The following is a 26060-nucleotide window of genomic DNA, read 5'->3' as shown; positions in this document are numbered from 1 at the left end:
GGAGGGTCGCATGCGTCGCTGGCTGCTGATTTCGGTGCCCTACCTGTGGCTCGTGGTCTTTTTCCTCGTTCCGTTCTTCATTGTTTTCAAGATCTCGCTGTCGGATATCGCAACGGCGATTCCGCCGTATACGCCGACGTTCGACATCACCGATATCAGAGGGTTTCTCTCTCAGCTCGATTTCGAGAATTATGCGTTCATCTTCAGTGACTCCCTCTACGTGAATGCGTATTTCTCGGCGATCAAGATCGCCGCGATCTCGACGCTGCTCACGCTGCTCGTCGCTTATCCGATCGCCTACGGCATGGCGCGGGCACCCAAGGAGTGGCAGCCCACGCTCGTCATGCTGGTGATCCTGCCGTTCTGGACCTCGTTCCTGATCCGCGTCTATGCGTGGATCGGCATCCTCAAGAAAGAAGGGCTGCTCAACCTGTTCCTGATGAACCTCGGCGTGATCAGCGAGCCGCTGACCATCATGAATACGACGACGGCAGTCTATATCGGCATCGTGTATTCGTACCTTCCGTTCATGATCCTGCCGCTCTACGCGAGCCTCGAGAAGATCAATCCGTCGCTGCTGGAGGCGGCCGCCGATCTCGGCTCGCCGCCGTGGAAATCGTTCTGGCAGGTGACGTTCCCGCTTTCGCTGCCAGGCGTCATCGCGGGTTGTTTCCTCGTTTTCATTCCGGCGACCGGTGAGTTCGTCATTCCGGATCTGCTCGGCGGATCGGAGACGCTGATGATCGGCAAGACGCTGTGGGGTGAATTCTTTTCCAACCGCGATTGGCCGGTGTCGTCGGCTGTGGCGGTGGTGCTGCTCCTGGTGCTGGTGGTGCCGATCGTACTGTTCCAGCGAAACCAGGAAAAACAGCGGGAGGCCGCGTGATGAGACGGTTCAGCTGGTTCAACGCAACGTCCATCGCGCTGGGGTTCGCGTTTCTTTACATCCCGATCCTGCTGCTCGTGATCTACAGCTTCAACGAGTCGAAGCTCGTCACGGTGTGGGGCGGCTGGTCGACCAAGTGGTACGGCAGCCTTCTCGAAAACGAGGGCATCCTGAATGCGGCGTGGGTGACGCTCAGGGTCGCGATCGTCTCATCGACGCTCGCGACCATTCTCGGGACGCTGGCGGCTGTGGTGCTGGTGCGGATGGGCCGGTTCCGGGGCCGTACGCTGTTCTCGGGGCTCATCTTTGCCCCGCTCGTGATGCCGGAGGTAATCACCGGCCTCTCGATGCTGCTCCTGTTCGTTGCGCTCAACATGGACCGCGGATTCTGGACCGTCGTCATCGCGCACGCGACGTTCTCGATGTGCTTTGCAGCGGTGGTGGTGCAGGCGCGGCTCTACGATTTCGACAAGTCGGTCGAGGAAGCGGCGATGGACCTCGGGGCCACGCCCGTGAAGACGTTCATGGAAGTCACGCTGCCGATCATCGCGCCGTCGGTGATCTCGGCGTGGCTGCTCTCGTTCACGCTGTCGCTCGACGATCTCGTGATCGCGAGCTTCGCGACGGGACCGGGCGCGACCACGCTGCCGATGAAGATCTACAGCCAGGTTCGGCTCGGCGTGACGCCGGAGATCAATGCCATCTCGACGATCATGATCGGTCTCGTGACGATCGGCGTGCTGGTCGCCTCGTATTCGACCAAACGCGCAAGCCAGCGGCAGGAGCGGGAGTTGAAAGCCGTCGACGCAGGCGCCAAATAGCTCGGAACGAGAAGGCGCCGAGGTCTGCGACGCGCCCTTGCTCGGGCACGATTGATCGATCCGAGCCACGCTTCGCGTGATCAATCGGGCAATCCGTTCCCGCTCCCCAAGGGAGAGGACAAGCGGGGCGCGTTGTTATTCCTTCTTTCCCCGGTTGGGGGATGCGCCGTCGTGCAAGCTGGTGAGAGTGTTCCAACCGTCACCGAAACATCCTAGACAGGCTTCATGGCAGCCACCCATATCAATTCCTACTATGCCGCCACGGCGAATGACGGCGCGTGTTACCCGACGCTGAAAGGTACGCACAAGGCCGACGTCTGCGTCGTCGGCGGCGGCTTTTCCGGGATCTCGACGGCGCTGAGCTTGGCCGAGCGCGGCTATCAGGTGGTGGTTGTCGAAGCGCTACGCGTGGGCTGGGGTGCCTCAGGGCGCAACGGCGGGCAGATGATCGGAGGCATCAGCGGCGAGCATCGCATCGAGAGCCAGCTTGGCGAGGCCGGGCGGAAGATGCTCGCGGATATCCGCTATCTCGGACACGACATCATCGAGGACCGTATTCGCCGGTATCAGATCTCCTGCGATCTCAAGCATGGCTGGGCGGAAGTGGCGGCGCGTCCGCGTCACATGGACGGCCTCAAGGCTTATGTCGAGGAACGCCGTGCGGCGGGCGATGGGGATTATCTCGAGGTCGTCGAAGCCGATCGGATGGGCGAGGTGATCGGCGCGAAGATCTATCACGGCGCGATGGTGGATCGGCGCAGTGGGCACCTGCATCCGCTCAATCTGTGCGTCGGGGAAGCCCGCGCGGCCGCGGGGCTTGGTGTCAGGATTTTCGAGGAGTCGCCCGTCACGGCGTTCGGCGGCGGCGCCAAGCCCTTCGTCGAGACGGCGGAAGGGCGGGTCGAAGCCGCTTCGATCGTGCTCGGCGGATACATGGATCCGGCGTTCCAGCGCGGTCTGCTGCATGGGATCGCGTTTCCGACCGGCAGCTACATCGTTGCGACCGAGCCGTTGCCGGAAGACCTCGCGAAGGCGATCAACCCGCAAGACCTCGCGATCGCCGACAGCAATGTCGTGCTCGATTATTTCCGCTTGTCTGCGGACCGGCGCCTGCTGTTCGGCGGGCGCTGCAACTATTCCAATCGCGATCCAAGCGATATCCGCGAGACGCTGCGCCCGCGCATGGTCGAGGTGTTTCCGCAACTCGCCGACGTCGCGCTCGATTTCGCCTGGGGCGGCAAGATCGATATCGTGATCTCGCGGGTTCCTGCCATCGGCCGGCTCGAGCCGAACGTCTACTTTATGCAGGGCTATTGCGGGCACGGGGTCAACGCGACGCATATCGCGGGGCAGATCGTGGCGGATGCCATCTCAGGCACGATGGAGAGGCTCGATCTGTTCGAGCGTATCCGCCATGTGCGTCTGCCGATCGGGCAGTTTCTCGGTAATCAGATGCTGGCGCTGGGTATGCTGTACTACCGCCTTCGAGACCTGCTTTAGCCGCTCGTCAGAGTTTGCTCGTGCCGCCAAACGAAAGAGGCGCGCTTCCCGGTGAAGCGCGCCTCTAATTTGTTTAGCCGGTTCCCAGGGTCTAGAGCGTGGCGGCCTTTTCGAGCAGGCGCGCGATCGCCTGGTGGGCTTTGACGATGGCTTCGTCGCAGGCCACGTAAGCCGGCGTCGCGGCGCCCCAATTGCGGTTGCGAACTTCGTCGACCATTTTCGTGGCCTGGGTCTGCGCCGTGGAGAGGGCCTGCGAGAGGTCGGCTGCGAGTGCGGAGCCGCTGCCGGTCGCCTTGCAGAGCTCGTCGGCTTCGACCATGACGCCGGCTTGGGGGAGCTGAGGCGCGGTGGACGGGGTCGGAAGTGCGCCTAGCAGGATCTGGGCGAGCTGGCGCTTCCACGAGATGGCCTCAGCGCCGACGCGGATGAGCGCGGGGCAGCGAACCGGAAGCTCGACGTTGTCGAAGGCCTTGCGGAGCGTGCCTTCGCAATCCTCGAGGCGCTTGCCGATCTTCTGGACTTCGTCCTTGCTCTTGGTGGCCTTCTCGGAGATGCGGACGACGTTCTGGGTAATTTCGGTGGTGGCAGCGCGCTGCTGTTCGAGCACGTTGGAGAGGCCGCGAATGCGCTCGGCGACCTCGGCGACTTCGTCGCCCATGTTTTCGATGATGGTGCCGACCTGGGTGACGACGGCGCTGCCGGAGCTGACCGACTTCAGGCTGTCGGCGACGGCGTGGCGGATCTCGCGCATTTCGCGAGTCAGGGCCTCGACGCGCGAGCGAATTTCCTGGGTGGCCTTGCCGGTTTCGACGGAGAGAGTCTTGACCTCGGCGGCGACCACGGCAAAGCCGCGTCCGGCTTCACCTGCACGGGCGGCTTCGATGGTGGCGTTGAGGGCGAGGAGGTTGGTCTGGCGCGCGATCGAGTCGATGCTCGTCGCCATCTCGCCGATCTGATCAACGGCGCTTTGCAGAACCGAGACCTGTTCGCCGATCTTGCTCGACTGGCCCTGAATGTTGGTCATGGCGTCGACGGCAGCGCGGGCATCGTTGATGCAGCTGCGCATCGTATCGCGGGCGTTTTCAGTCTGGGTCGCGCTCGCGGCCGATACGGTCGACAGCTCGGCGATGGAAGCGGCCATCTCCTCGACGGCGCTCGAAATGGAAACGGTCGACTGGGCGACCTCGCCGAAATCGTGGGACAGCCAGCCGATGTTGATCGCGGCCTCGCAGGCTTCCTTGCCAAGGTCGTTGGCCAGCAGCAGCTGGTTGGTGTTTGCCGATTTCACGAGATGCACGAGGCGTGTCAGAGCGTTGCCGACAGCGCCATCGATTGCAACGTTCGAAGCGAGCTTGCTGCGGATCAGCGCTTCCAGGGCTTCGACGAGATGCTTCTCCGAAGCGGCGGAGGCGTTCGGTGACAGGGCGGCTTGTGAATTTTGGGGCTCGCCGGGGCGGCGCATTGCAAACACGGGCTTCTCCTTGGCAGGCGCTGTCGACCATTTTCGCGCCCAGGAAACCGAGCGCGAGTTGGAAGGACGATTCTTTGAACACCGTACCTGGACTTTAGTCAGCAGCCGTTAAAGGCCGCTTAACTGAGATGGAGACAACTGTATTTTGTTTGATCGCGGACTATTAATGTCTGATATGGCGCAGCAATTTTGCGCCTATTTTCGATAAGCCGGCAGCTTGCGCAGGAGGTTCTCGATCGGATTGTCGACCCAGGCCTGGGTGACGAAGCTGCGATGCGAGACATTCTCTCCGCCAGAAAGAAACGCGACGTCGCCCTGGTGAAGGGGGCGGTCCAGCTCGGTTGCATAGTCGATGTCGCGAGCGGTCAGGATGCCGGCCAGCTCGGAGTTCTTCTCGCGCGTCGAGCCAAGATAAGCGCTGACGAAGAAGGCCGAGCGATCGTTCTCGATCCACGAGGTGAACTTGCCAAGCTCGCCATAAAGCGCGTCGAGCAGTACCACGCCGCGCAGCCGCTTCTTGAGGCCGCCGTTGACGGCACACGAAGCCGCCGCGAGGTAGCCGCCGCTATAGGCGACGAAAATGACCGGGCTCGATGCGAAGCTGCGGACGCTCTTGGGATCGCCGTGCAGCTTGGCAAGGGCTTCGGCTGCCTCGCCCATGAAGCGCCCGAAGGCGCCCGGTTCCCAGAAGCGTCCCGCGCTCGAATCCGCGGCATCGACGGCAAACTGCGGGGCAATCAGCACGGCGTTGGCGCCGGACCGCGTGATCTGGTCGGCGACCTGCTGCCGGCGTACGACATCGCGCTCGAGGGTGGCGCCATGGCCATGGAAGAACACGATCATGATCGACGGGCGACGGATGTCGAAGCCCTTCGGAATATGCAGGAGCACGCGATTGTCGTTGTAGGTCTCGTCCTCCCAGTAGTGGCGGCCATAGGGGGTAACATGAACGCGCCGGCCATCCTCGGCGACCTCGAAGAACGGCTTGCCGGTGCCGGGTACATTGCCGTTGTAGGGGAAGGGTGCGGTCTGGAAGGGGACGAGGCTGGTTTTGGTTCGCTTCAAGGGGGCGGAGCGGGACTGGACCTGATGAGGCTCGGGAACCATGGCTTGCGCCCCGGCGCGGGCGGAGCGGGCTTCGGCCGAGGCAAGGCCGGTCGCGAGCGTGCTCAGCGCCACGGCGGCAAGCGCGGCTGAAACTCCCCTCCGATATGATCTGGCCCAGGGCCTCATCACGCGCTTATCCGACGTTGATCCTGTTCGGTGGGCCTTCCCAGGAGTGGGCTCGGCCATGGTGAACAAAAAAACAACCCTAAGCCCGGAATGGTTTCACGATGCTTGATGCCTGTTTTCTCGGCTCAGCTATCTGGGCTCAGCGGGCTTTCCAAGGCGATAGCGGCCAATCATGTCGACATCGGGGAGACGGATTGTGGCGCCCGGGCCGGGTGGGAGGTGCAATTCTGCAACTCGTTTAGCTCATTTTGCCCTTCGCCTTGTTGATCCGTGCCCGCACTCCTAGGGTGGATAACCCTTTCATGTCCCGGGTTTCCTCATGACATCGTCTGCTCCCGTTTCTCCGCCGGCCGAAGGTCTGGCCGCGCCGCACAAGAGAACGGTTTCGGTTACGACAGCCACCGCGATCGCGGTCGCCGATATGATCGGCATCGGCGTGTTCACGAGCCTCGGCTTTCAGTTGGGTGCCATCCCGTCGGGCTTCGCGATCCTCATGCTGTGGGTCATCGGGGGATTGGCCGCTCTCTCCGGAGCGCTCGCCTATGCGGAACTCGCGGTGGCGTTTCCCCGCTCGGGCGGCGAATACAACTTCTTATCGCGCATCTATCACCCGGCGCTCGGCTTCATGGCCGGGTGGATCTCGGCCACGGTTGGGTTTGCAGCGCCGGTCGCGCTGGCCGCGATGGCGTTCGGGGAATACTTCGCAGGTGTTGTGCCGGGTGCGCCGCCGCTGCTCGTCGGACTTGCCGTTGCCTGGGCGGTGACGCTCGTGCTGCTGTCCGGGGTCAAGCTCAGCACCACGTTCCAGAACGTCGCGACGTTCATCAAGGTCGCGCTGATTACGGTATTTGTCGTCGCGGGGTTCGCGATCGCCGATCCGCAGCCGATCTCGTTCCTGCCGCAGCCCGGAGACCTGGCGCATATCCTGAGCGCGCCATTCGCAGTGAGCCTCGTGTTCGTCATGTACTCCTATTCGGGCTGGAATGCCGCGACCTATATCGCGGGCGACGTGCGCGATCCGGAGCGGAGCCTGCCTATTGCGATGCTGGTCGCGACGTTGATCGTCATCGCGCTCTATGTCCTGCTCAATGCGGTGTTTCTTTACACGACGCCGGTGGCGGCGATGGTGGGGCAGCTCAACGTCGCCCAAATCGCGGGCGCGCACATCTTCGGCGAAGCGGGCGGACGCGTGGTGGCGGCGCTGATCTGCGTCGGCCTCGTCTCGGCGATCAGCGCGATGATGTGGATCGGCCCGCGCGTGACTGTGGCGATGGGCGAGGACTTCCCGCTGCTCGGCGTCTTTTCGCAGCTCTCGAAGAAGGGCGTGCCGACGACGGCGATGCTTCTGCAGATCAGCGCCGTGACCGTGCTGCTTCTGACCCAGAGCTTCGAGACCGTGTTGGAGTTCATTCAGTTCAGCTTGACGCTGTGCTCGTTCCTGGCGGTGCTCGGTGTCGTTGTTCTGCGCGTAACACAGCCCAATCTCTCGCGACCCTATAAAGTTTGGGGCTATCCGCTGACGCCGTTCGTGTTTCTCGGCGTCACGGGGTTCATGATGTATTACCTGTTCTCGGAGCGTCCATTGCAATCGTTGGCAAGCCTCGCGCTGATGGCGTCGGGCTTGCTGCTGTTCGTCTGGTCGCGGCGCGAAGGTAGCAAATCGCAGGCGCTGCAACGCGCGATGAAGGGATGAAAAGTCATATGAAATGTTTTGCGGCTCTTTTCGCAGCTCTGTTGCTGCTCGTGCCGGTTGCGGCTTCCGCGCAAGGTCCGGCTACGGCCGACGATACGGCGCGCGTGCTGGCGGGGCTTTCACCCGCAGCTGGATCTCCGCTCGAGACCTTCACCAAGGAAGCGTCGTGGCAGTCTCATGCCAAGTATTTCGACAAGGCGTGGGCGCAGCTCGACGAACGGCAGCTGACGAAGATCCGCACCTGGTCCACCAAGAACGTGCCGGCCCGCAAGCCGGTGCTGTTCTACATGTTCAGCGGTCCCGACTTCCTCTATGCGGACGCTTTCTTCCACGGCGCTTCGACCTATGTGCTTTCGGGTCTCGAGCCGGTCGGGCAGGTGCCGGATCTCGCGCCACTTTCGCCTAAGGCGCTCGGACATGAGCTTCGCGGGCTCCAGAATTCGCTCAACTCGGTTCTTTCGTTCAGCTTCTTCATCACCAAGAAGATGAAAACGGAGCTGCGCGACGGACGCCTCACCGGCACGCTGCCGATCCTCTACACGTTCCTCGCGCGGTCGGGCAAAACCATCCGTGAGACGACGCTCGTTTCGCTCAATCCGGACGGCACGGTAACGCCGCTCGCGGGCGAAATCGCGAAAGGATCGAGCCCGGGCGCCAAGATCTTGTTCTCGTCCAACGGCGGCCCCGAGCAGACGCTCTACTATTTCAACACCGATCTTTCTGACGGCGGCATCAAGACCAGCGGGTTCCTGACCTTCTGCAAGGGGCTTGGCCAGGGCGACAGCTTCGTCAAGAGTGCCTCCTATCTCATGCATTCGGACAACTTCTCGCTCGTCCGCAGCTTCCTCGTCGAGAACACGGCAACACTGGTTCAGGACGATTCCGGCGTGCCGCTTCGCTTCCTCGACGAGAAGGATTGGCGTCTCGCGCCGTACGGCCGCTATGTTCAGCCGCTCGGGATTTTTCCCAAGGCCTACCAGCCGAAGATGCGGGATCTGTTTGCCAAGGGACGGGCACAGCCGTTGGATTTCGGCATCGGCTATCGCTGGCGGCCGAACGAGTCCAACCTGCTGTTGGCGATCCGATCAGGAGAACTCAAGGCCGATGCAGCGCATTGACGAGACCGATGATTCACGCTTCGGACCGATAAGGTCCGAAGCGATCATGGTCTAAGGTCATCCCGGACGTGACGACGGCGGGCGGGGGCGGCGAAGATCCAGGAATATTTCTTGCTCCGCCGCCGGACGAAGGGTTTTGCCTAGCTTCAGTCCACATTGTACCGTATCGCCCGATTTCGCCGTGGGGTTTCGTTCCAATTGCCGCCGCCCGCCGGATTTCAAAGCTCGAGGACGGGTGGGTTCATAATGGTTTCGAGGGCCTGATCCAGTGTTCGGTGCGTGCCTAGCCGGGGCGCATCTCGAACGGTCGGGGCTCGTCGCGTAGGGGAGGTTGATGTGGCCACCGTCGTCACTGTACACGGGACGTTCGCGCATACGGCAGGGACGGCAGACGCTCTCAACATCGGCGAGCAGAGTGAGCCGCAATGGTGGCAAGAGGGGAGCGCGTTCGACGCCGACCTCAAGGCCTTCGCGAGCGGCGCCGAAGGGCCTCTCTATTTCATTCCTTTCAGCTGGAGCTCGGCCAACAGCGAACTCGACCGGCGCAAGGCGGGAACCGACCTTCTCCATGTGCTGCGCCAGCTCGACGCGCAGGAGGAGCCCTATTGCGTCGTGGGGCACAGCCACGGCGGATCGGTGATCGCGTCGGCGCTGATCGAGAGCGTTGCCAGGAAACGGCCGCTTACGCATCTCAGGAAGTGGATCACGGTCGGCACGCCCTTCGTCGGTATGCGCAAGGAGCGCTTCCTGTTCACGCGCCTTACGCTCACGCGTAAGGTGATGTTCGTCGCGTCGTTCATGCTGTTCATGATGTTTTTGTTCTACGTCGGCGCCGAGGCGCTCGACGATGCGCAGCATTTCCGCAACGAGCGCTACTACACGGCGATCCTGTTCTCCGGCGTGATGATGACGCTGCCGATCGTGTTCTTCTATCTCGTGTTCCGGTTTCTCGATAACCGGGAGTTGATGGGATACAGTGCGGGTTCAGTCGAGCGCGCGAAGCAGTACTATCAGGACAAGTGGCTGCCGCTTTGCCACAAGGACGACGAGGCGGTGCAGGGACTTCGCGTTCTTCCGAACGTGAAACTGCATTTCTTCGCCCCGGATTTCGCCACCTCGACTCTGACGAAGGCGTCGGTCATCGCGTTGCCTCTGCTTTATCTGTTCGTCGTGACCTCGCCAACGTTCATGCTCGCGATCTCGGATTTTCTACAGACGCGGGTTTACGACGTACAGGCGTTCGCGAGAGAGGACAGCTCCGCGACGCAGGCGCGCGATGAACTCAGAAACTTGGGCCGACGCATGCGCGACGCGCGCGAGCAAGCCGAGCGTGGCGGGTTGGAGCCTGCTTCGGCGGAGGAAGCGCGAAAGCGGGCGGACGAATTGCGTAGAGAGCTGTTCGCGAAGCGCCAGCAACTCGAGCAATCCTTCCCGGAATTCTCCAACGTGGAGCGCGCGCAGCGCTTCAAGCGGCGCTTCCTGCAGCGTGGAGGCCGTCCGCCGCAGCCTTGCGAGCAGAACCGTCTATGCGGTTTGGGACACGACTATGCGCTGAACAGCAAGCTGCTGTTCCATGTGGTGACGGACGAGCTTTCGGCCTCGGTCGTCGATGATGACGCTTTCGGCGGTGCCGTCGGCGGCATCCTGCGGTTGTTCGCTCCGGTCGTGCTGGTGCCGCTGGTGTTTGCCGCCATCGCGCTCGGCGTTCTTGCGATCATCCAGTACATCGCGTCCCACGTCAGCGGGTGGCTGAGCCGCGTGCTCAACTATCTGACGCTTTCGGAAGTCCGACGCTCGACATTCGGCAACGATACCGAGGGCGAGATCGTCGTCGGCGCGGACTATGGGCCGACCTGGCTCGAGCCCGTGACATTCATGCTTCCGATCGAGATCTCGGATCTGATCTCGGCGCACTCGAACACCATGGCCGCGCAATCGATCGCCAAGTTCCGCAATGCCATCAGCACGCTCGCGTTCGCGGAGGGTGAGGACACCAAATCCGGGCTGATCTCCAACTATCTCTCGTGGAAGGAGCTGGTGCACACGTCGTATTTCGATGCGCACGAGTTCCGAAAGATCATCGTGCAAGCCATTTCTCAGTCCGACGGGTTCATGCCGACGGAAGAGTTCAAGCGCGACGGCGATTTCGACCGCACGGCGCTCTGGCTCTCGGAGCTCGGCAAGAAGGTGGATCCCACGACTGGGCTCGTGATTGGAGAAACGCCGGCGATTTCGTCGTTGCCGTCTTGATCGGATCGGAGTGGGAACGCGGCTCTACCAACAGGCCGCGTTCCTGCGTCGCTCAGGATGACGCCCTGCTCAGGACGATGCCTTGATCTCGAGGAACTCGACCTCGGGATTTTTGCCGGCGTTGTAGTTGAGCGTGAAGATCGAGCTCGGCAGATAGACGTAGTCGCCGTCGAGGTCGGTGGCGACTGACGAGCGGTTCTGCTCGATGAATTTCTTGAGGGCCGCCGGGTCCTTCGAGCGGATCCAGCGGACCGCGTCGCAAGGGGCTGGATCGAAATCGGTCTTGAGGCCGTATTCGTGCGTCAGGCGGTCGGCCAACACATCGAGCTGCAGCGCGCCGATCACGCCGACGATGGGCTGGGTGCCGTCGACCGGGCTGAACACCTGCACGACGCCTTCCTCGGCCATCTCGCGCATGGCATCCTTGAGCTTCTTGGCCTTGATGGCGTCCTCGAGGCGGATACGGCGCAGGATCTCGGGGGCAAAGCTCGGAATGCCGAGGAAGGTGATGTCCTCGCCTTCTGTCAGCGCATCGCCGATGCGCAACGTGCCGCGGTTCGGAATGCCGACGACGTCGCCGGCGAAGGCTTCCTCGGCGATCGAGCGATCCTGGGCGAAGAAGAATTGCGGCGCCGAGAGCGCCATGATCTTGCCCGAGCGCACGTGCTTCACCTTCATGCCGCGCGAGAGCTTGCCCGAGCAGACGCGCATGAAGGCGATGCGGTCGCGATGGTTGGGGTCCATGTTCGCCTGGATCTTGAAGATGATCCCGGTCATGGCCGGTTCCGTCGCCTGGATTTCGCGCGTGGCGGCGTGCTGGGTGCGCGGCGGCGGCGCATACGTCTTGAGCGCGTCGAGCACGTCGCGGACGCCGAAATTCTTGAGGGCGGAGCCGAAGAACACCGGCGTCAGCGCGCCGTGCTGGAATTTCTCCAGGTCGAACTTTCCGCAAGCTGCCGCGACCAGATCGATTTCCTCGCGCCAGCGCTGGTAGGCGTCTTCTTCCAATAGCTCGGCGAAAAGCGGATCGTCGGGGCCGGTGATCGGCTGGCCGTCGAAGTTTTCGTCAAGGCGGCGTACGCGCGGCTGATAGAGGTCGTAGGTGCCGCGGAAGTCGCGGCCCTTGCCGATGGGCCAGACCATGGGCGCGGTATCGAGTGCGAGCGTCTTCTCGATTTCGTCGAGCAGGTCGAGCGGCTCCCGCGCTTCGCGGTCGAGCTTGTTGATGAAGGTGACGATCGGGATGTCGCGCATGCGACAGATCTCGAACAGCTTGCGCGTGCGGGTCTCGATGCCGCGCGCCGCGTCGATCACCATGATGGCGCTATCGACGGCGGTCAGCGTGCGATAGGTGTCGTCGGAGAAGTCTTCGTGGCCCGGCGTGTCGAGCAGGTTGAAAACCGCGCCGCCGTATTCGAACGTCATAACCGAAGTTGCGACCGAGATGCCGCGCGCCTTCTCAATCGCCATCCAGTCGGATCGCGTGGCGCGGCCGTCCTTCTTCGCCTTGACCTGGCCGGCAAGCTGAATCGCGCCGCCGAACAGCAGCAGCTTTTCGGTCAGCGTCGTCTTGCCGGCGTCGGGATGCGAGATGATCGCGAACGTGCGCCGACGATTGATCTCGTCCGCGAACCGCTGTCCCGCCGCGCCGGCTGGCTTGGCCGCCGGGGCTGCTGCCGTCTCAGCCGTATTGTTTTCGCTCATTTTATTCTGCTGAGTCCTGCTCAGAATGGGGTTTGGCGGGCTCTATAGCATCGATTGGCCAGAAAGCGAGACTCCCGTCCCTGTCGCAGAGTGTCGGGCGGCGGGACGTCGGGAGGCTATGCCAGCTCAGCGAGGACACATTTCAGGATGCCGTAGCTGAAGCGGCCTTCGAGGGCGGCATGGGCCGGGCCGAGCTTGCCGCTGTCGATGGTATCGTGGCGCTCGAAGGCGGCGTGGATCTCGTCGAGTTCGACGGGGTCGAGGTCGAGCACGGCATCCGCAACCAGGATACCGGCTTCGATGGCTTCGGCGAAATGGGTGTAAATGGTGCCGACATCGAGACCGCGCACTGCGGCGATGTCGTCGGCGCTTTTGCCTGCGAGATGCAACGCAAGCGTCTGGTTGACCGTGGACGACAGACGGTTGTCGAGCGCTGGGTTCGGCTTGAACGAGGCGATGATCTCGAGGAACGCTTTGCCGTAGCGCTTGATCTTGCTGGCGCCGAGGCCGGTGATGCCGTGCAGGCCTGCGTCATCTTCGGGGCGTTTGCCCGCCAGCTCGACGAGGGTCGTATCGTGGCAAATGACGTAAGGCGGCAGTTGGGCCTCGGTCGCGAGCCGGAGGCGCAACGCCTTCAGTGCGTCGTAGAGCGGGCGATCGGCGGCGTCGACCTTCTGGGCTGAGGCTGATGCGCTTTTCGATTTCGACTTGCGCTCCTTTATCGGAGCGATGCGCTGCATGAAGCGCTCTTCGCCGCGCAGGAGCGGGCGAGCCTTTTCGGTGAGCTGCACCGTGCCGTGGCCTTCGTCGTCGGAGGCGAGGAAGCCCAACGCCGTGAGCTGGCGGAAGAGCCCGCGCCAGACCGTCGCCTCCGTATCCTTGCCGATGCCCCACACAGAGAGGCGGTCGTGGCTGTTGCGGCAGGCGCGCTCGTTTTCTTTTCCCTGCAGCACGTCGATCAGATAGCCGACGCCGAAGCGCTGGCCGGTGCGATAGACAGTCGACAACGCCATTTGCGCAAGCACGGTGCCGTCTACGGTTTGCGGCGGGTTCAGGCAGTTGTCGCAGTTGCCGCACGGCTGGCTGCCGGTTTCGCTGAAATAGGCGAGCAGGAGCTGGCGGCGGCAGCTGGCTGCTTCGCAAAGGCCGACGAGGGCGTCGAGTTTCTGGCGCTGGGTGCGCTTGAACAGCTCCGAGCCTTCGCTTTGCGCGATCCACTGGGTCTGCTGGATGATGTCCTGCATGCCGTAGGCGAGCCAGGCGTTGGCGGCTTCGCCGTCGCGGCCGGCGCGGCCCGTCTCCTGGTAGTAGGCTTCCATCGAGCGCGGCAGGTTGAGATGCGCGACGAAGCGGACGTCCGGTTTGTCGATGCCCATGCCGAAGGCGATGGTGGCGACCATCACGATCGCGTCTTCCTTCAGAAAGCGCTCCTGGGCTTGCCGGCGCACATCGGCATCGAGGCCGGCATGGTAGGCGAGCGCCGTGCGCCCCTTGCGCGCGAGCCACGCCGCCGTTTCCTCGACCGATTTGCGGGAGAGGCAATAGACGATGCCGGCGTCGTTCGGGTGCTCCGTCTCGATGAACGACCACAGCCGCTCACGGGCGCTCATCGAGCCCATTTCGGCGATGGTGTAGCGGATGTTCGGGCGATCGAAGCTCGCGACGAAGCGGCGCGCGTTCTCCAGGCTGAGCTCGCTCGCGATCTCGTCGCGCGTGCGGTCGTCGGCGGTGGCGGTCAGCGCGATGCGCGGGGTGTTCGGGAAGCGCTGGGCCAGCACCTTGAGCTGGCGATACTCGGGACGGAAGTCGTGCCCCCACTGCGACACGCAATGGGCTTCGTCGATGGCGAACAGAGCGACTTCGGCGCGCTCGATCAGGCGCAACGTGCGGTCCTGCACGAGGCGTTCGGGCGCGACGTAGAGGAGATCGAGGTCTCCTGTGGCAAGCCGGCGTTCGATGGCCTCCTGCTGGTTGCGATCCTGGGAGGAATTGAGGAACGCGGCCTTGACGCCCGCTTCCTTCAGCGCATCCACCTGATCCTGCATTAGCGCGATGAGCGGCGAGACGACAATGCCGGTGCCGCGGCGCACGAGCGCCGGGATCTGGTAGCAGAGCGATTTGCCGCCGCCGGTCGGCATCAGCGCGAGCACGTCGCCGCCGGTAATCAGCGTTTCGATGATGTCCGCCTGATGGGGGCGGAAATTCGGATAGCCGAACACCTCCTCGAGCACGTGCTGGGCCTCGACGAGGCTCGGTGCGGGAGCGAGAGGGGCGATGGACGATTTCCGCGCGGCGGCAGGCGGCATGAAGGGACCCTGGGCCGTCGCCTCGGGGCGGATCGGCGCGTTTCGAGATGCTGCGTCAACACCTAGCGCGATTCTCTTGAGCGCCCGACGTGGCAACCGGGTTCATCCCGCGCTTTCTGCGCACCAAGCCCGAGACCTGTTTCGCGGGGATGGGATGTCGTAAACTCAGCCGGCGCCAGGGGTCTCATTTCACCCCGCCCTCCGTGGCGCCATTCGCTCGGAGGGGGGTGGCCCGAATATGCCGAATACGGCCGCAGGGCTCCTGGCGTCCTCGCGATTCCGGGAATGAATTCCCGAAAATTGGCGATGGACCCGTGTTCGGGTTGCTGTGGCGCAACAATCCGTTACGATTTTCCCCGGCGATCCTCTGTTGGCCTCCTAAACATAGTTTTGCAACGGTAGAATCACGCTAGGCAGAAATCTGCTTTTTGGTCGAAATCAATCAATCCATTGCAGATTTTTTCGGGAATGGTCATGACTTACAGCCGTTTTGCCAAGTCGGTTGCGGGGCTTTGCCTGGGTGTGGTGGCTGCGTTTTCGATATCGCCGGGACAGGCGCAAGCGCAGTCCACGCCGTCGCCGTGCTACTATCAAGCGATCGACACCAACCCGAGCTCGCCGACCTATAACGAGCTGGTCACCTACAACAGTTACAGTGAGTGCCATGAATCCGTGGGAGCGGTTTCAGCGATCGGCTCCGTGCTGTCGGGAATCGGCGAGGGCCTGGTCCAGCAGCAGCTCAATTTCGGTGCGGGTATTGGCTCGTTCGTCAATCCGACCGGGCGCCTGCGCCATACGCGGCACGACGGTCTGACCGAAAAGACGACGGGCTCTCAGCTCGAAGGTTTCGAGACCGACGAGGGGTCGGTGTTCGCGAGCGGGAGCTACGATCTGCCGGGCACGTATTTCGGCGGCAAGGTCCGGATCAACGGGCTGCTCGGGTATGACCGGCTCCATCAGGAAGCCGACGTCACAAACGGCAAAACACTGATCGACGCCTTCATCTACGGCGGCAGCTATCTCTGGAGCAAAGGCTCCTTCTACAGCATGTCGCTGCTCATCGGCGTCAGCGGCGAGGCCGATGGCCGTGCCGGTGGGGGTGTCGCGGCGGGCGATACCTATTCGTACGATGTCTCGGGTTACTTTTCGAACAGCGTGATCGGCTACACGTTCGATCTGCCGAATGCCTGGAAGTTCGATCTGCGCGGCGGCATCGGTCATTACGACGTGAGCACCGACAAGTTTGCTTTTGCCAATGCGGCCGGCTTCATCAAGGGCAGTGCAGAAGCGTGGAACGCATCGCTGACGGCGACTTTCTTCTCCATCCTGCAACTCGAGGGTGGCGTCGCACGGCCCTACCTGCTGCTCTCCTACAAGAACGTGTTCGATGAGGACATAAAGGTGAAGGGCGACGCCTTCGCGGCCTTCGCGCAGGCTGATGACTTCGGCAAGATCGAGATCGGTCTCGACTACGTGACCGGCCCGATGACCTACGGCGCGGCCGCCTATACGGAATTCTCGGAGGACGAGAGCACGATCGGGTTGCGGCTCGGGGCGTCCTACAAGTTCCAATAAACTCAGCGCTGGCGCACGAAGCCGGCCGGCAGGTTTGGTTAAGGATCGAGGGCGGGCGTGCTGGGCATGTCCGCCTTTTTTCTGCTTAGGTGCCCGCGATGGCGCAGGACTGTTTCGCAGGGAACAGACCCCGGCTAAGCGGCTGTGGTGTCTGGAAGAAAGATCTCGGCACGTCGGGGCGGGTTTGGGCCTTTGGTCGTGCTTCGAAGCAAGCCCGCTACTGGTCAGTATGCCGCCGATGGGGTACATTGTCCGGCGTTTTCAGGAGGTTCCGATGACGTATTGTTCCTATCGGTTGCGGGGCGCGGTTGCGGCGCTCACGCTCGCGATGAGCTTCGCGGCGCCGGTTGGGGTGGCATTTGCCGACCAGGCTGGAACGCCGTCGGTGCAGGACATCGTGGAGGCCTTGAAGCCGCGCAAGACGCGCGGGCTTTCGGTCAAGCCGACACAGGCCGAGATCGAGCGGGCCAAGACCATCGAGGACCTCAAGACCAAGGCGGCTACGCGTGGGCTTTCCGTTCCCGAGCGCAATCAGCTCGCGGATGCCGTCAGCGATAAGCCGCAGCTCGATTTCGTGATCTATTTCGATTTCAACTCCGCCACGATCTCCAGCCGCTCGAAGGCGTCGCTCGATGCGCTCGGCACGGCGTTGCAGGACGATGCGCTCAAGGGCGCGTCGATCATGGTGGCCGGACACACGGATGCGAAGGGGCGTGGCGAGTATAACCAAACGCTCTCGGAGCGGCGTGCCGATGCCGTGCGGACGTATCTCAATGACAAGTTCAACGTCGCGCACGATACGGTGACCGTTGTCGGTTACGGCGCCGAGCGCCTCAAAGACAAGGTCTCGCCCTATGCGAGCGTCAACCGCCGCGTTCAGATCGTGAACCTGACCGACAAGACCGCTTCCGCAAGCAAGCCAGTGGGTGATGCGGTCGCGCCGTGAGAGCTTCTGCCTGCGCTGTGGTTTGAGACCCGAGCCGAGTACGAGTTGAGAGGAGAGAGACAATGAGACCGAGCCTCGTTCTCCGTTCCGCGTTGTCCATCGCGGTCGTGGCCGTGTTGGCTGCCGGCACATCGGCTGAAGCAGCCGGGCGGCGCCTCGCGCTCGTCATCGGCAATTCGACCTATCAGCATGTGGCTGAGCTCACGAACCCGCAGAACGACGCCGCCGACGTTGCCGAAAAGCTTCGCAACCTGTCGTTCGACGTGATGCTCGGGACGAACCTCTCGCGCGAGCAGATGCACGAGGCCTTCCAGAAATTCTCCGAGGAGCTGAAGCCGGGCGATGAGGGACTGTTCTTCTACGCCGGCCATGGCATCTCGCTCAGCGGCGAGAATTTTCTGATCCCTGTGGACATGCCGGGCGAGATTCAGGTCGAGGACGAAGCGCAGAGCAAGGATGCGCTCGACAAGAACCTCGTCAACATTTCCTCGGTGATCGAGCCGCTGCAAAAGGCCAAGCTCGGCATGATCTTCCTCGACGCCTGCCGCAACACGCCTTCGCGCGAGGAGCTTGGTTTGCAGATCGTGGCGAAGGACGGCGAAACGCGGAAGGTTCGCTCGCTGTCGTTCAGCCGCGGCATGACAAAGGTCAACGTGCCGTCGACGAGCGGCGCATCGGGCATTTTCCGCGCTTACGCGACACAGCCGAACAATGTTTCGGACGATGGCGGCGGCCGCAACAGCCCGTTCACCAAGGCGCTGCTGAAGCACCTCGGCACGAAGGGCGTGGACGTGCACCAGATGATGATCAAGGTGCGGCTCGACGTGCAGAAGGAAACCAACGGGCGGCAGGTTCCGTGGGAAGAGAGCGCGCTGACCGACGTCTATTACTTCACGCCGACGGCGCCTGGCATGGCTGCGCCGCTGCTGCCGACCTACAACGGGGATGCAACGCCGGGCTCGGGCAAGAGCGGCAAAGCGACGGCGCAATCGCCGCGGAAGAACAAGAATGCCGGCGGTGGCGGGGCGCCTCGTCAGGCGCGCCGCAGCGGCCCGCCGCCGGGGCTTGGCGCTGGTGTCGGCGCGGGGCTTTAGAAGGCCGTCTGAGCTGTTCAAACGCTTTCGTCATCTGAGGCGATTGTGCCTGTGATCCAGGCCTCGCTCGAGGCGCGCTCGCTTTAACTGATCCTCGGTATTTGTGGCTGGCTGGATCCTCGGGACGAGCCCGAGGATGACAGTATGCGACAACGCACGCGCTCAGTTGACGCCGAGGCGGCGTAGGCCTTCGCTGCTGCTCACGCTGGCCGCGTCGAGCGAAAGGGCCTTGCGATAGTCGCTGATGGCGGCGCTTTTGGCGCCGCGCGCCTCCTGGATGTGGCCCCGCGTGTCCCAGATATAGGCCTTCGTGCCGTCGAGCGTGACGGCGCGGTTGGCGTCCTGCAAGGCCGAGGCGAGGTCGCCGGTCTTGTAGTAGGTCCAGGCCCGGTTGTTGACGGCTTCGGCAAGATTGGGGCGGATCTTCAGGGCTTCGGTGTAATCCTTGATGGCCTGAGCGAAGTCGCCCTTGTCGAAGTAGGCGATGCCGCGGTGATTGTAGGCGTCGGCGGTGCGTTTCAATTCGATGGCGCGGTTGTAGCTCTCGATGGCTTTATCGGCGTCACCCTTGTCGCGGAGCGCGCGTCCGTATTTGTAGCGGATGGTGGCCTGATCCTCGTCGGTGAGGCCGCCGGTGTCGATCAGCCCTTTGCAGGCTTCGACCGCGACATCGGCGTTGTCGCTCTCGTGACAATCCTTCCATTGCCGCGTCAGCACATAGCGCGACGCGAGTGGGTTCGGCGCGGTGCGGAGTGCGGTGTCGGTTGCCTGCTTAGGATCGGCCGTTGGAGGGGTTGCGGGTTCGCGCGCACTCTCGGCGGCGGGTGCCTGCGTGACATCGACAGGTTCGGGTGGCGCGGACGCGGGCTGTGGCGTGTCTTGCGTTGCGCGGGGGAGATATTCGTAGGCGTAGACACCGGCGAGAACCACGGCGAGGCCGGCAAGCACGAGCGTGACCCAATTGGATTGGAGATTGGCTTTAAGCTGTGCTGCTGCTGCCGGGCCTGTGGCTTTGGCTTGCGTCGTCTCCTTCGGGCCCGGTGGCTGCAACACGACCGCACCGGAGTTGGTGCCTTCGATCGACAGCGTGTAGGCGTGCACGCGCTCGGGAATGTTTTTCAACGCCTGGGGGCCGGCGTCGGCGAAGCGCAGTGTCATTTTGCTGGCGACGGCTTCATGAACCGAGCGCGAAACGCAGATGCCGCCGGGCGGCGCCACCGATTCCAGACGGGCTGCGATGTTGACGCCGTCGCCGAGCAGATCGCCGCCTTCGCGCTCGACGACATCGCCGATGGTGATGCCGATGCGGAAGTTCATATGGCGGCTCGGTGGGTAGGCGAGGTTGCGCGCCTTCAGACTTTCCTGGACGTCGACGGCACAGCGCACGGCTTCGACCGCGCTTTGGAATTCGGCCAGAATGGCGTCGCCCGCCGTGTTGAAGATGCGCCCGCCGCCGCGATCAACGAACTCGCTGAAGACGGTGCGATAGCCCTCGAAACGGCGGAGCGTTTCTTCCTCGTCCTCGGCGATCAGGCGGCTGTAGCCGGCAATGTCGGCCGCGAGAATGACCGCGATTTTCCGTTTCAAGTGAGCATCCCCGATTCTGCGCCGGTCCCGGCGAAGTGTTTCATAGTCGAGGTGTTCGGTGCAAGCGCGGTTGGCTGGATCGATCGCGCTGTGTTCGCCAAAAGGAAACGGCCACCGACGTTGCCGCCGGTGGCCGTTTTTCACGCGCTCAGGGGGAGTGGTGGGGGGAGTTAAGCGCGTGCGAGTTTGGCTGCGATGGTTGCGACGTGCTTGCCCTGGAAACGCGCGCCGGCAAGCTCGTTCTCGCTCGGCAGGCGCGAGCCGTCACTGCCGGCGATGGTGGTTGCGCCATAGGGCGAGCCGCCGCTGATTTCGGAAAGCGTGGTCTGGCCCTGGAACGAATAGGGCAGTCCGACGACGACCATGCCGTGGTGCAGGAGAACGGTGTGTGTCGACAGGATCGTGCTCTCCTGGCCGCCGTGCTGGGTGGCGGTGGACGTGAACACGGAACCGACCTTGCCGATCAGCTTGCCCTGGAACCAGACGCCGCCGGTCTGATCGAGGAAATTCTTCATCTGCGCGGCCATGTTGCCGAAGCGCGTCGGCGTACCGAGGATGATGGCGTCGTAGTCGGCGAGCTCGTCGACGGTGGCGATGGGGGCTGATTGGTCGAGCTTGAAATGGCTCTTCGCGGCAACCTCCTCAGGGACCAGCTCGGGCACACGCTTGACGTCCACTGACGCGCCCGCTTCGCGGGCCCCTTCGGCGACGGCCTCTGCCATGCGCTCGATGTGGCCGTAGCTCGAATAGTAGAGAACGAGGACTTTGCTCATGATGTTCGGCTTTCGGTTCGGGTGAATTCAGCAGCTCGGGCGAGCGCGGAAGGAAGGGCCGGGCGGCGATCAGGCCGCCCGGCAAAGAAGGGCTAGAGCGAAGGCGTTACGCGCCGATGTCGAAAAGGAGGACCTCGGCGTTGTCGTTGGCGGCGATCTTCACCTCCGCCTCGTCGGTCAGCGCGGCGCCGTCTCCTTTGCGGACGACCTCGCCGTTGACGGTGACCTCGCCGCGAGTCACCTGGACCCAGGCCTTGCGGCGCGGGGCCAGCGTGTGGGTGACGGCATCGCCCTTCGCGAGATTGGCGACGTGCAGATCGAGATCCTGGTGGATCGTCACAGCGCCGTCGCGGCCATCGCTGGCTCCGACGAGCTGAAGGCGTCCCTTGCGGGCCTCGGGCGGAAACGATTTCTGCTCGTAGCTCGGGGTCAACCCGCGCTGTTTCGGAAGCACCCAGATCTGAAGGAAGTGCACGGGATCGCTTTCGGAGGCGTTGAACTCGCTGTGGGCGATGCCGGTGCCGGCCGACATGCGCTGCACGTCGCCGGGGCGGATCACCGAGCCGGTTCCAAGGCTGTCCTTGTGCTCGAGCGCGCCTTCGAGAACGTAGGAGATGATTTCCATGTTGTCGTGCGGATGGGTGCCGAACCCGGCGCCGCCGTCGACGATGTCCTCGTTGATCACGCGGAGCGTGCCGAAGCCCATGTTCTTCGGATCGTAGTAGTGACCGAAGGAGAAGGAATGCTTGCTGTCGAGCCAGCCGAAATTGCTGGCGCCGCGCTCGTTGCTTTTGCGAATTGTGATCATGTCGAATTCTCCTTTCCTGCCGACGAGCCGCCTTGGCCGTCGCTGTTGAGGAGAAGATGTCATCGATTAATCTGAGAACCAATATAGTTATTTTGAAATAGATTGGTTCCTGTTTGGCGACAAATGAAAAAGGCGCCCATGCTGGCTGGGCGCCTTTGGTTTTCTGTCTATCGGCGCCCGTCTCGAGCGCCTTGGCTTACGCTCAGGCGGCCTTGGCGCCGAGGGTGGGATAGTCGGTGTAGCCTTCCGCGCCGCCGCCGTAGAACGTCGCCGGCTGCGGCTCGTTCAGCGGAGCGCTCTGCTGCAGGCGCTCGACCAGATCCGGATTGGCGATGAACGGGCGGCCAAAGGCGACGAGGTCGGCGTTGCCGCTTTCGACGGCATCGACGGCATGCTGGCGGTCGTAGCCGTTGTTGGCGAGGTAGGCGCCTTTGAAGCGGCTGCGCAGACTTGCGATGTCGGACGGGGATACCTGATCGCGCGGGCCGCCGGTCTGGCCTTCCACGAGATGCAGATAGGCGAGCTTGAACTCGTTCGCCTTGGACACGGCCGCGCCGAAGGTGCTCAAGGGGGCGCTGTCGGAAATGTCGTTGTAATTCGAGAACGGGCTGAAGCGGACGCCGACGCGATCCGCCGGCAAGACGGATGTGATGGCGGCGAGAACCTCACTGAGGAAGCGTGTGCGGTTTTCGGTGCTGCCGCCGTATTCGTCGGTGCGCTTGTTGGTGCCGTCGCGCAGGAACTGGTCGATCAGGTAGCCGTTTGCTGCGTGCAGCTCGACGCCATCGAAGCCGGCGCGCTCGGCGTTCTGGGCCGCCTTGCGATAGTCCTCGACGATGCGCTTGATGTCGGCGGTTTCGAGGGCGCGCGGCGCTGACGTATCGACGAAGCCCGTAGCGACGAACGTCTTGGAGTTGGCGGTAATGGCGGACGGTGCGACGGGAGCTTTGCCGTCCGGCTGAAGCGACGTGTGGGAGATGCGGCCGACGTGCCAGATCTGCGCGAAGATGCGGCCGCCCTTGGCGTGCACGGCATCGGTGACCTTGCGCCATCCTGCAACCTGCTCCGGGCTGTAGATGCCGGGTGTCGCGATGTAGCCCTTGCCCTCAGGCGAGATCTGCGTGCCTTCGGTAATGATCAAACCGGCGGACGCGCGCTGAGCATAGTACTCGACATTGAGCGCATGGGGTACATCGCCGTCGGCCGCGCGGTTGCGGGTCAGCGGCGCCATGACAATACGGTTGGGTAAGGTGAGCGTGCCGATTGTCAGCGGTGAAAAGAGCTTGGCGGACATGAAAGGATCTCCTGCATCGTATCGTTGCGTGCAGGCGTTCCCTGCGTACTCGCGCCGAGAGAACCACCCGCCCGGCATCAATATGGACCGCCAAGTACAGAAATAAAGGGGGTCGCCCGCTGCTGGAGCAAATTTGTGTGCGGTGCGCATGATTTGCTTTGCAGCGGCCGATATAAGTGACCCGCTTTTCAGCAGGTTCGTCCTATTTCTTTCTCTCCGCCAGGAGGCCCAAATAGTGCTGGAGCACGGTCGCCCCGGCGATCGAGGTGATGTCGGCGTGGTCATATGCGGGTGCCACTTCCACCACGTCGCCGCCGACGATGTCGAGCGCGCCGAGGCGGCGCAAGATCATGAAGGCCTCGCGTGAGCTGAGCCCGCCTGACACCGGTGTTCCCGTTCCCGGTGCGAACGCCGGATCGAGGCAGTCGATATCGAAGGTCAGATAGGTCTTGGCGTCACCGACCCGTGCGAGGATGCGATCGACGACGCCCGCAATGCCGAGTTCGGGAATGTCCTCGCCGTAGATGATGTCGATGCCGCAGGTTTCGGGCGCGTGGGTGCGGATGCCGATTTGGATCGAACGCTCCGGCAAAATGATGCCTTCACGCACGGCGCGGGCCACGAACGAGCCGTGGTCGATGCGCGCCTCCTCGTCGAACCAAGTGTCCTGGTGGGCATCGAACTGCACAAGGGCCATCGGTCCGTGCTTGCGAGCGTGCGCCTTCAAGAGTGGCCAGGTGACGTAATGGTCGCCGCCGATCGAAAGCAGCGCGGGACCCTGGTCGATGATTTCTCGGGCTTGGCCTTCGATCTGGCGCGGAGCATCGCCGTGCCGGCCGTAATCGAGCGCGCAATCGCCGTAGTCCACGACGGCCAGGCGTTCGAACGGATCGGCGTGGAACGGATACTGCGGGTCGCCTTCGAGCAGGGCGGACGCGCGACGTACACCCTGCGGTCCGAAGCGCGCGCCGGGCCGGTTCGAAACGGCCGCGTCGAAGGGAATGCCCCAGACGGCGACGTCGACGCCAGCGAGGTTGCGCGTCAGGCGGCGGCGCATGAAGGAGAGCACGCCGCTGTACTGCGGTTCGCGCGAGCAGCCCATGATGCTTTTTCCGTAGATGGCGTTGTCGGTCTCACGCGGGTGGAGCGGTGGGTTCAGCATCTGGTTCATCGTGATGTTTCCCGAAGTTTTGGCTTGCGGATCGGCATCTTGCGCGCGTGTTCGGCCCTGGGTGGCCGGCCACGGCTTTGCGTTTGGAATAGCTTCGAGGATCCGCCTTGCGAAACGACCTGACAAACGGCTATTTTTCCGCAATGAGGTGAGTAAAACTCATCTCACTCGTGCGTGCCCTCACGTGTTCGGTGTTCCCATGGCGCTCCCGTCATTGAATGCAATCCGCGCCTTCGAGGCGGCGGCCCGGCTTCAGAGTTTCAAGGATGCGGCGGAGGAGTTGCGACTGACGCCCTCGGCGGTCAGCCGGCATATCCGCTCGCTCGAGAATGCGCTCGGCGTCGCGCTGTTCGAGCGTGGGTTTCGGCAGGTGCAGCTCACAGAGAAGGCTGCCCCATATGCGCGCCGCCTCACCGTTGCGTTCGATGCGATCCGGGATTCGACCGAGGAAATCAGCGCCAACGGGCCGCAAAAGCGGCGTGGGCCCAAGCGCGTGACGCTGTCGATCAACGCCACGTTCATGAACCTCTGGCTTGCGGACCGGCTGCCCAAGTTTCGCGCCGCCTATCCGGCGTGCGAACTCGAAGTGTCGATCCATGACGATAGGGGCAAGGGTGGCAATCAGCGGGCGGACCTCAGAATTCTGTTCGCTCCCGACGACGTGGATGATCCGCGGCTGGTGCCGCTGATTTCACTGATCGTGCTGCCGGTCTGTGCGCCGTCTCTGACCAAAGGGAAGGCCGCGCTTCGGAAGCCCTCGGATCTCGCGTCCCACCGGCTACTGCATGAGAACACGATGGCGTGGTGGGAGGAGTGGATACACGGCGTCGGCGTCAAAGGGGTCGATCCGAGGACGGGTGCGATCTTTCACGATCCGTCGCTCGCCATTCGCGAGGCGGTCAACGGCGGGGGCGTTGCGCTCGGCGACAACATCATGGTCGAGGATCTTCTGGCGCGTGGGTTGCTTGTCACGCCGTTCCCGATCCGCCGCAAGATCCCGAGCTGCTATGCGCTGGCGGTGCGGCCGGGGGCGGCGTCTCTCGTGGGCGTCAAGCAGTTCCGGCAGTGGCTGCTCGCCGAGATTGCGCGGCATAAACAGGCCATGAATTTGGATTGAGTGGTTGCGCCGGGAGCACGCTCCGGCGACTCCTGAGTGTGCTTTATCGGTTGTTTTTCCGGCATCGTCTTTCGGCGGATTGTCGATCCGGGCTCGCCCGGCGCGCGTGCCGAACTGCCAAAATCCCGTAATTTGTACCGATGGGTCTGGAAATTGCCGCCGTGCGTGCGCACATTACGCAAAATGCGCGCTCGGAAGGCTGCCCTCGGGCAGTTGTGCGCATTCCATTGCAATGCAGTTTACGGGAGATCTGCATGACCCAATTCAAACTCAACGGTCGAGATGTGTCCGTCGAGTCGGAGGACGACACGCCGCTGTTGTGGGTCGTCCGCGACGAACTCGGTCTCATCGGAAGCAAATTCGGGTGCGGTGCCGCGCAATGCGGCGCGTGCACGATGTACCTCGACGGCCAGCCGATCCGCTCGTGCGTGACGGCAGTTTCGGACGTTTCGGGCAAGGAGATCACGACGATCGAGGGCTTGTCCGGCAAGGTCGCCGACGCCGTTCGTGACGCCTGGGTGAAGCTCGACGTGGTTCAGTGCGGCTACTGCCAATCCGGCCAGATCATGGCCGCTGCCGCGCTGCTGTCCGACAACCCCAAGCCGACCGATGACGACATCGACGGGGCGATGACCGGCAACATCTGCCGCTGCAACACCTATCAACGTATCCGCGCCGCGATCCACGTGGCTTCCGACACACTCAAGGCCTGA

20 protein-coding genes are annotated in these 26060 nt (G+C 63.1%); 11 read left to right on the top strand and 9 right to left on the bottom strand.

All coding sequences use genetic code 11. The features are described from left to right. Positions 1-10: 10 nt before the first annotated feature. From RCO24_RS12950 to RCO24_RS12940, 3 genes are all read left to right on the top strand, one after another. The gene (locus RCO24_RS12950) at positions 11-886 is read left to right on the top strand and encodes an ABC transporter permease subunit (protein ID WP_308962651.1); all 876 of its coding nucleotides are present in this window, start codon (positions 11-13) and stop codon (positions 884-886) included. Continuing rightward, the gene (locus tag RCO24_RS12945) at positions 886-1707 is read left to right on the top strand and encodes an ABC transporter permease subunit (protein ID WP_308962650.1); all 822 of its coding nucleotides are present in this window, start codon (positions 886-888) and stop codon (positions 1705-1707) included. The genes RCO24_RS12950 and RCO24_RS12945 overlap by 1 nt, the downstream gene beginning before the upstream one ends. A 225-nt stretch (positions 1708-1932) precedes the next feature. Further along, on the top strand, positions 1933-3207 hold the full coding sequence (locus RCO24_RS12940; protein WP_308962648.1) for an FAD-binding oxidoreductase: 1275 nt from the start codon (positions 1933-1935) through the stop codon (positions 3205-3207). Positions 3208-3298: 91 nt separating this feature from the next. Here the strand turns inward: RCO24_RS12940 and RCO24_RS12935 are convergent, their stop codons facing one another. Continuing rightward, positions 3299-4669, bottom strand: coding sequence for a methyl-accepting chemotaxis protein (locus tag RCO24_RS12935; protein WP_308962808.1), 1371 nt, complete (start codon positions 4667-4669; stop codon positions 3299-3301). Between the two features lie 204 nt (positions 4670-4873). Beyond that, positions 4874-5857 (bottom strand): alpha/beta hydrolase, encoded by a 984-nt coding sequence (locus tag RCO24_RS12930; RefSeq protein WP_308962647.1) that lies wholly within the window; start codon positions 5855-5857, stop codon positions 4874-4876. 373 nt (positions 5858-6230) lie between these two features. Here RCO24_RS12930 and RCO24_RS12925 point away from each other — a divergent pair, with 373 nt between their 5' ends. From RCO24_RS12925 to RCO24_RS12915, 3 genes are all read left to right on the top strand, one after another. Further along, positions 6231-7604, top strand: coding sequence for an amino acid permease (locus RCO24_RS12925; RefSeq protein ID WP_308962645.1), 1374 nt, complete (start codon positions 6231-6233; stop codon positions 7602-7604). Positions 7605-7612: 8 nt separating this feature from the next. Continuing rightward, complete coding sequence (locus tag RCO24_RS12920) at positions 7613-8722, top strand: hypothetical protein (RefSeq protein WP_308962644.1); 1110 nt, start codon at positions 7613-7615, stop codon at positions 8720-8722. A 336-nt stretch (positions 8723-9058) separates the two neighbouring features. Then, positions 9059-10972: a hypothetical protein gene (locus tag RCO24_RS12915; protein WP_308962643.1), complete on the top strand. Its 1914-nt coding sequence runs from the start codon at positions 9059-9061 to the stop codon at positions 10970-10972. A 69-nt stretch (positions 10973-11041) separates the two neighbouring features. Here the strand turns inward: RCO24_RS12915 and RCO24_RS12910 are convergent, their stop codons facing one another. Together RCO24_RS12910 and recQ are read right to left on the bottom strand one after the other, a co-directional pair. Further along, positions 11042-12676, bottom strand: a complete 1635-nt coding sequence (locus RCO24_RS12910) for a peptide chain release factor 3 (RefSeq protein ID WP_308962642.1) — start codon at positions 12674-12676, stop codon at positions 11042-11044. 116 nt (positions 12677-12792) lie between these two features. Further along, complete coding sequence (recQ, locus tag RCO24_RS12905; RefSeq protein ID WP_308962641.1) at positions 12793-14982, bottom strand: DNA helicase RecQ; 2190 nt, start codon at positions 14980-14982, stop codon at positions 12793-12795. Positions 14983-15456: 474 nt separating this feature from the next. Here recQ and RCO24_RS12900 point away from each other — a divergent pair, with 474 nt between their 5' ends. From RCO24_RS12900 to RCO24_RS12890, 3 genes are all read left to right on the top strand, one after another. Beyond that, entirely contained in the window at positions 15457-16557 is a 1101-nt protein-coding gene (locus tag RCO24_RS12900; protein ID WP_308962640.1) for an autotransporter domain-containing protein, read from the top strand. Between the two features lie 274 nt (positions 16558-16831). Next, complete coding sequence (locus RCO24_RS12895; protein ID WP_308962639.1) at positions 16832-17503, top strand: OmpA family protein; 672 nt, start codon at positions 16832-16834, stop codon at positions 17501-17503. A gap of 62 nt (positions 17504-17565) precedes the next feature. Further along, a complete protein-coding gene (locus RCO24_RS12890; protein ID WP_308962637.1) occupies positions 17566-18597 on the top strand; it encodes a caspase family protein in 1032 nt (343 codons plus the stop codon). Positions 18598-18759: 162 nt separating this feature from the next. Here RCO24_RS12890 and RCO24_RS12885 read toward each other — a convergent pair whose 3' ends face one another. The 5 genes from RCO24_RS12885 to speB form a co-directional block, all read right to left on the bottom strand. After that, a complete protein-coding gene (locus RCO24_RS12885; RefSeq protein WP_308962636.1) occupies positions 18760-20184 on the bottom strand; it encodes a tetratricopeptide repeat protein in 1425 nt (474 codons plus the stop codon). Positions 20185-20354: 170 nt separating this feature from the next. Beyond that, a complete protein-coding gene (gene wrbA, locus RCO24_RS12880) occupies positions 20355-20957 on the bottom strand; it encodes an NAD(P)H:quinone oxidoreductase (RefSeq protein WP_308962635.1) in 603 nt (200 codons plus the stop codon). A gap of 106 nt (positions 20958-21063) precedes the next feature. Continuing rightward, complete coding sequence (locus RCO24_RS12875; RefSeq protein ID WP_308962634.1) at positions 21064-21765, bottom strand: pirin family protein; 702 nt, start codon at positions 21763-21765, stop codon at positions 21064-21066. A gap of 202 nt (positions 21766-21967) precedes the next feature. Further along, positions 21968-23059: an alkene reductase gene (locus tag RCO24_RS12870; RefSeq protein ID WP_308962633.1), complete on the bottom strand. Its 1092-nt coding sequence runs from the start codon at positions 23057-23059 to the stop codon at positions 21968-21970. Between the two features lie 202 nt (positions 23060-23261). Next, positions 23262-24230 carry an agmatinase gene (speB, locus tag RCO24_RS12865; RefSeq protein ID WP_308962632.1) on the bottom strand — a complete coding sequence of 323 codons (969 nt, stop codon included), beginning with the start codon at positions 24228-24230 and terminating at the stop codon, positions 23262-23264. Between the two features lie 199 nt (positions 24231-24429). Between speB and RCO24_RS12860 the strand changes: the two genes are divergently transcribed. Beyond that, the gene (locus RCO24_RS12860) at positions 24430-25347 is read left to right on the top strand and encodes a LysR substrate-binding domain-containing protein (protein ID WP_308962630.1); all 918 of its coding nucleotides are present in this window, start codon (positions 24430-24432) and stop codon (positions 25345-25347) included. 254 nt (positions 25348-25601) lie between these two features. Beyond that, positions 25602-26060 (top strand): 2Fe-2S iron-sulfur cluster-binding protein, encoded by a 459-nt coding sequence (locus RCO24_RS12855; RefSeq protein WP_308962628.1) that lies wholly within the window; start codon positions 25602-25604, stop codon positions 26058-26060.

It is taken from the genome of Hyphomicrobium sp. LHD-15 (assembly GCF_031157355.1).
Lineage (GTDB): Bacteria > Pseudomonadota > Alphaproteobacteria > Rhizobiales > Hyphomicrobiaceae > Hyphomicrobium_C.
Note: the sequence above shows the minus strand (reverse complement) of the source record. Positions and strands in the feature narration are given on the sequence as shown.

Excerpts from the sequence above, each read along its gene's own strand:
- RCO24_RS12950 (WP_308962651.1), top strand. The coding sequence starts at position 11 with ATGCGTCGCTGGCTGCTGATTTCGGTGCCCTACCTGTGGCTCGTGGTC.
- RCO24_RS12945 (WP_308962650.1), top strand. The coding sequence starts at position 886 with ATGAGACGGTTCAGCTGGTTCAACGCAACGTCCATCGCGCTGGGGTTC.
- RCO24_RS12940 (WP_308962648.1), top strand. The coding sequence starts at position 1,933 with ATGGCAGCCACCCATATCAATTCCTACTATGCCGCCACGGCGAATGAC.
- RCO24_RS12935 (WP_308962808.1), bottom strand. The coding sequence starts at position 4,669 with ATGCGCCGCCCCGGCGAGCCCCAAAATTCACAAGCCGCCCTGTCACCG.
- RCO24_RS12925 (WP_308962645.1), top strand. The coding sequence starts at position 6,231 with ATGACATCGTCTGCTCCCGTTTCTCCGCCGGCCGAAGGTCTGGCCGCG.
- RCO24_RS12920 (WP_308962644.1), top strand. The coding sequence starts at position 7,613 with ATGAAATGTTTTGCGGCTCTTTTCGCAGCTCTGTTGCTGCTCGTGCCG.
- RCO24_RS12910 (WP_308962642.1), bottom strand. The coding sequence starts at position 12,676 with ATGAGCGAAAACAATACGGCTGAGACGGCAGCAGCCCCGGCGGCCAAG.
- recQ (WP_308962641.1), bottom strand. The coding sequence starts at position 14,982 with ATGCCGCCTGCCGCCGCGCGGAAATCGTCCATCGCCCCTCTCGCTCCC.
- RCO24_RS12900 (WP_308962640.1), top strand. The coding sequence starts at position 15,457 with ATGACTTACAGCCGTTTTGCCAAGTCGGTTGCGGGGCTTTGCCTGGGT.
- RCO24_RS12895 (WP_308962639.1), top strand. The coding sequence starts at position 16,832 with ATGACGTATTGTTCCTATCGGTTGCGGGGCGCGGTTGCGGCGCTCACG.
- RCO24_RS12890 (WP_308962637.1), top strand. The coding sequence starts at position 17,566 with ATGAGACCGAGCCTCGTTCTCCGTTCCGCGTTGTCCATCGCGGTCGTG.
- wrbA (WP_308962635.1), bottom strand. The coding sequence starts at position 20,957 with ATGAGCAAAGTCCTCGTTCTCTACTATTCGAGCTACGGCCACATCGAG.
- RCO24_RS12875 (WP_308962634.1), bottom strand. The coding sequence starts at position 21,765 with ATGATCACAATTCGCAAAAGCAACGAGCGCGGCGCCAGCAATTTCGGC.
- RCO24_RS12870 (WP_308962633.1), bottom strand. The coding sequence starts at position 23,059 with ATGTCCGCCAAGCTCTTTTCACCGCTGACAATCGGCACGCTCACCTTA.
- speB (WP_308962632.1), bottom strand. The coding sequence starts at position 24,230 with ATGAACCAGATGCTGAACCCACCGCTCCACCCGCGTGAGACCGACAAC.
- RCO24_RS12860 (WP_308962630.1), top strand. The coding sequence starts at position 24,430 with ATGGCGCTCCCGTCATTGAATGCAATCCGCGCCTTCGAGGCGGCGGCC.
- RCO24_RS12855 (WP_308962628.1), top strand. The coding sequence starts at position 25,602 with ATGACCCAATTCAAACTCAACGGTCGAGATGTGTCCGTCGAGTCGGAG.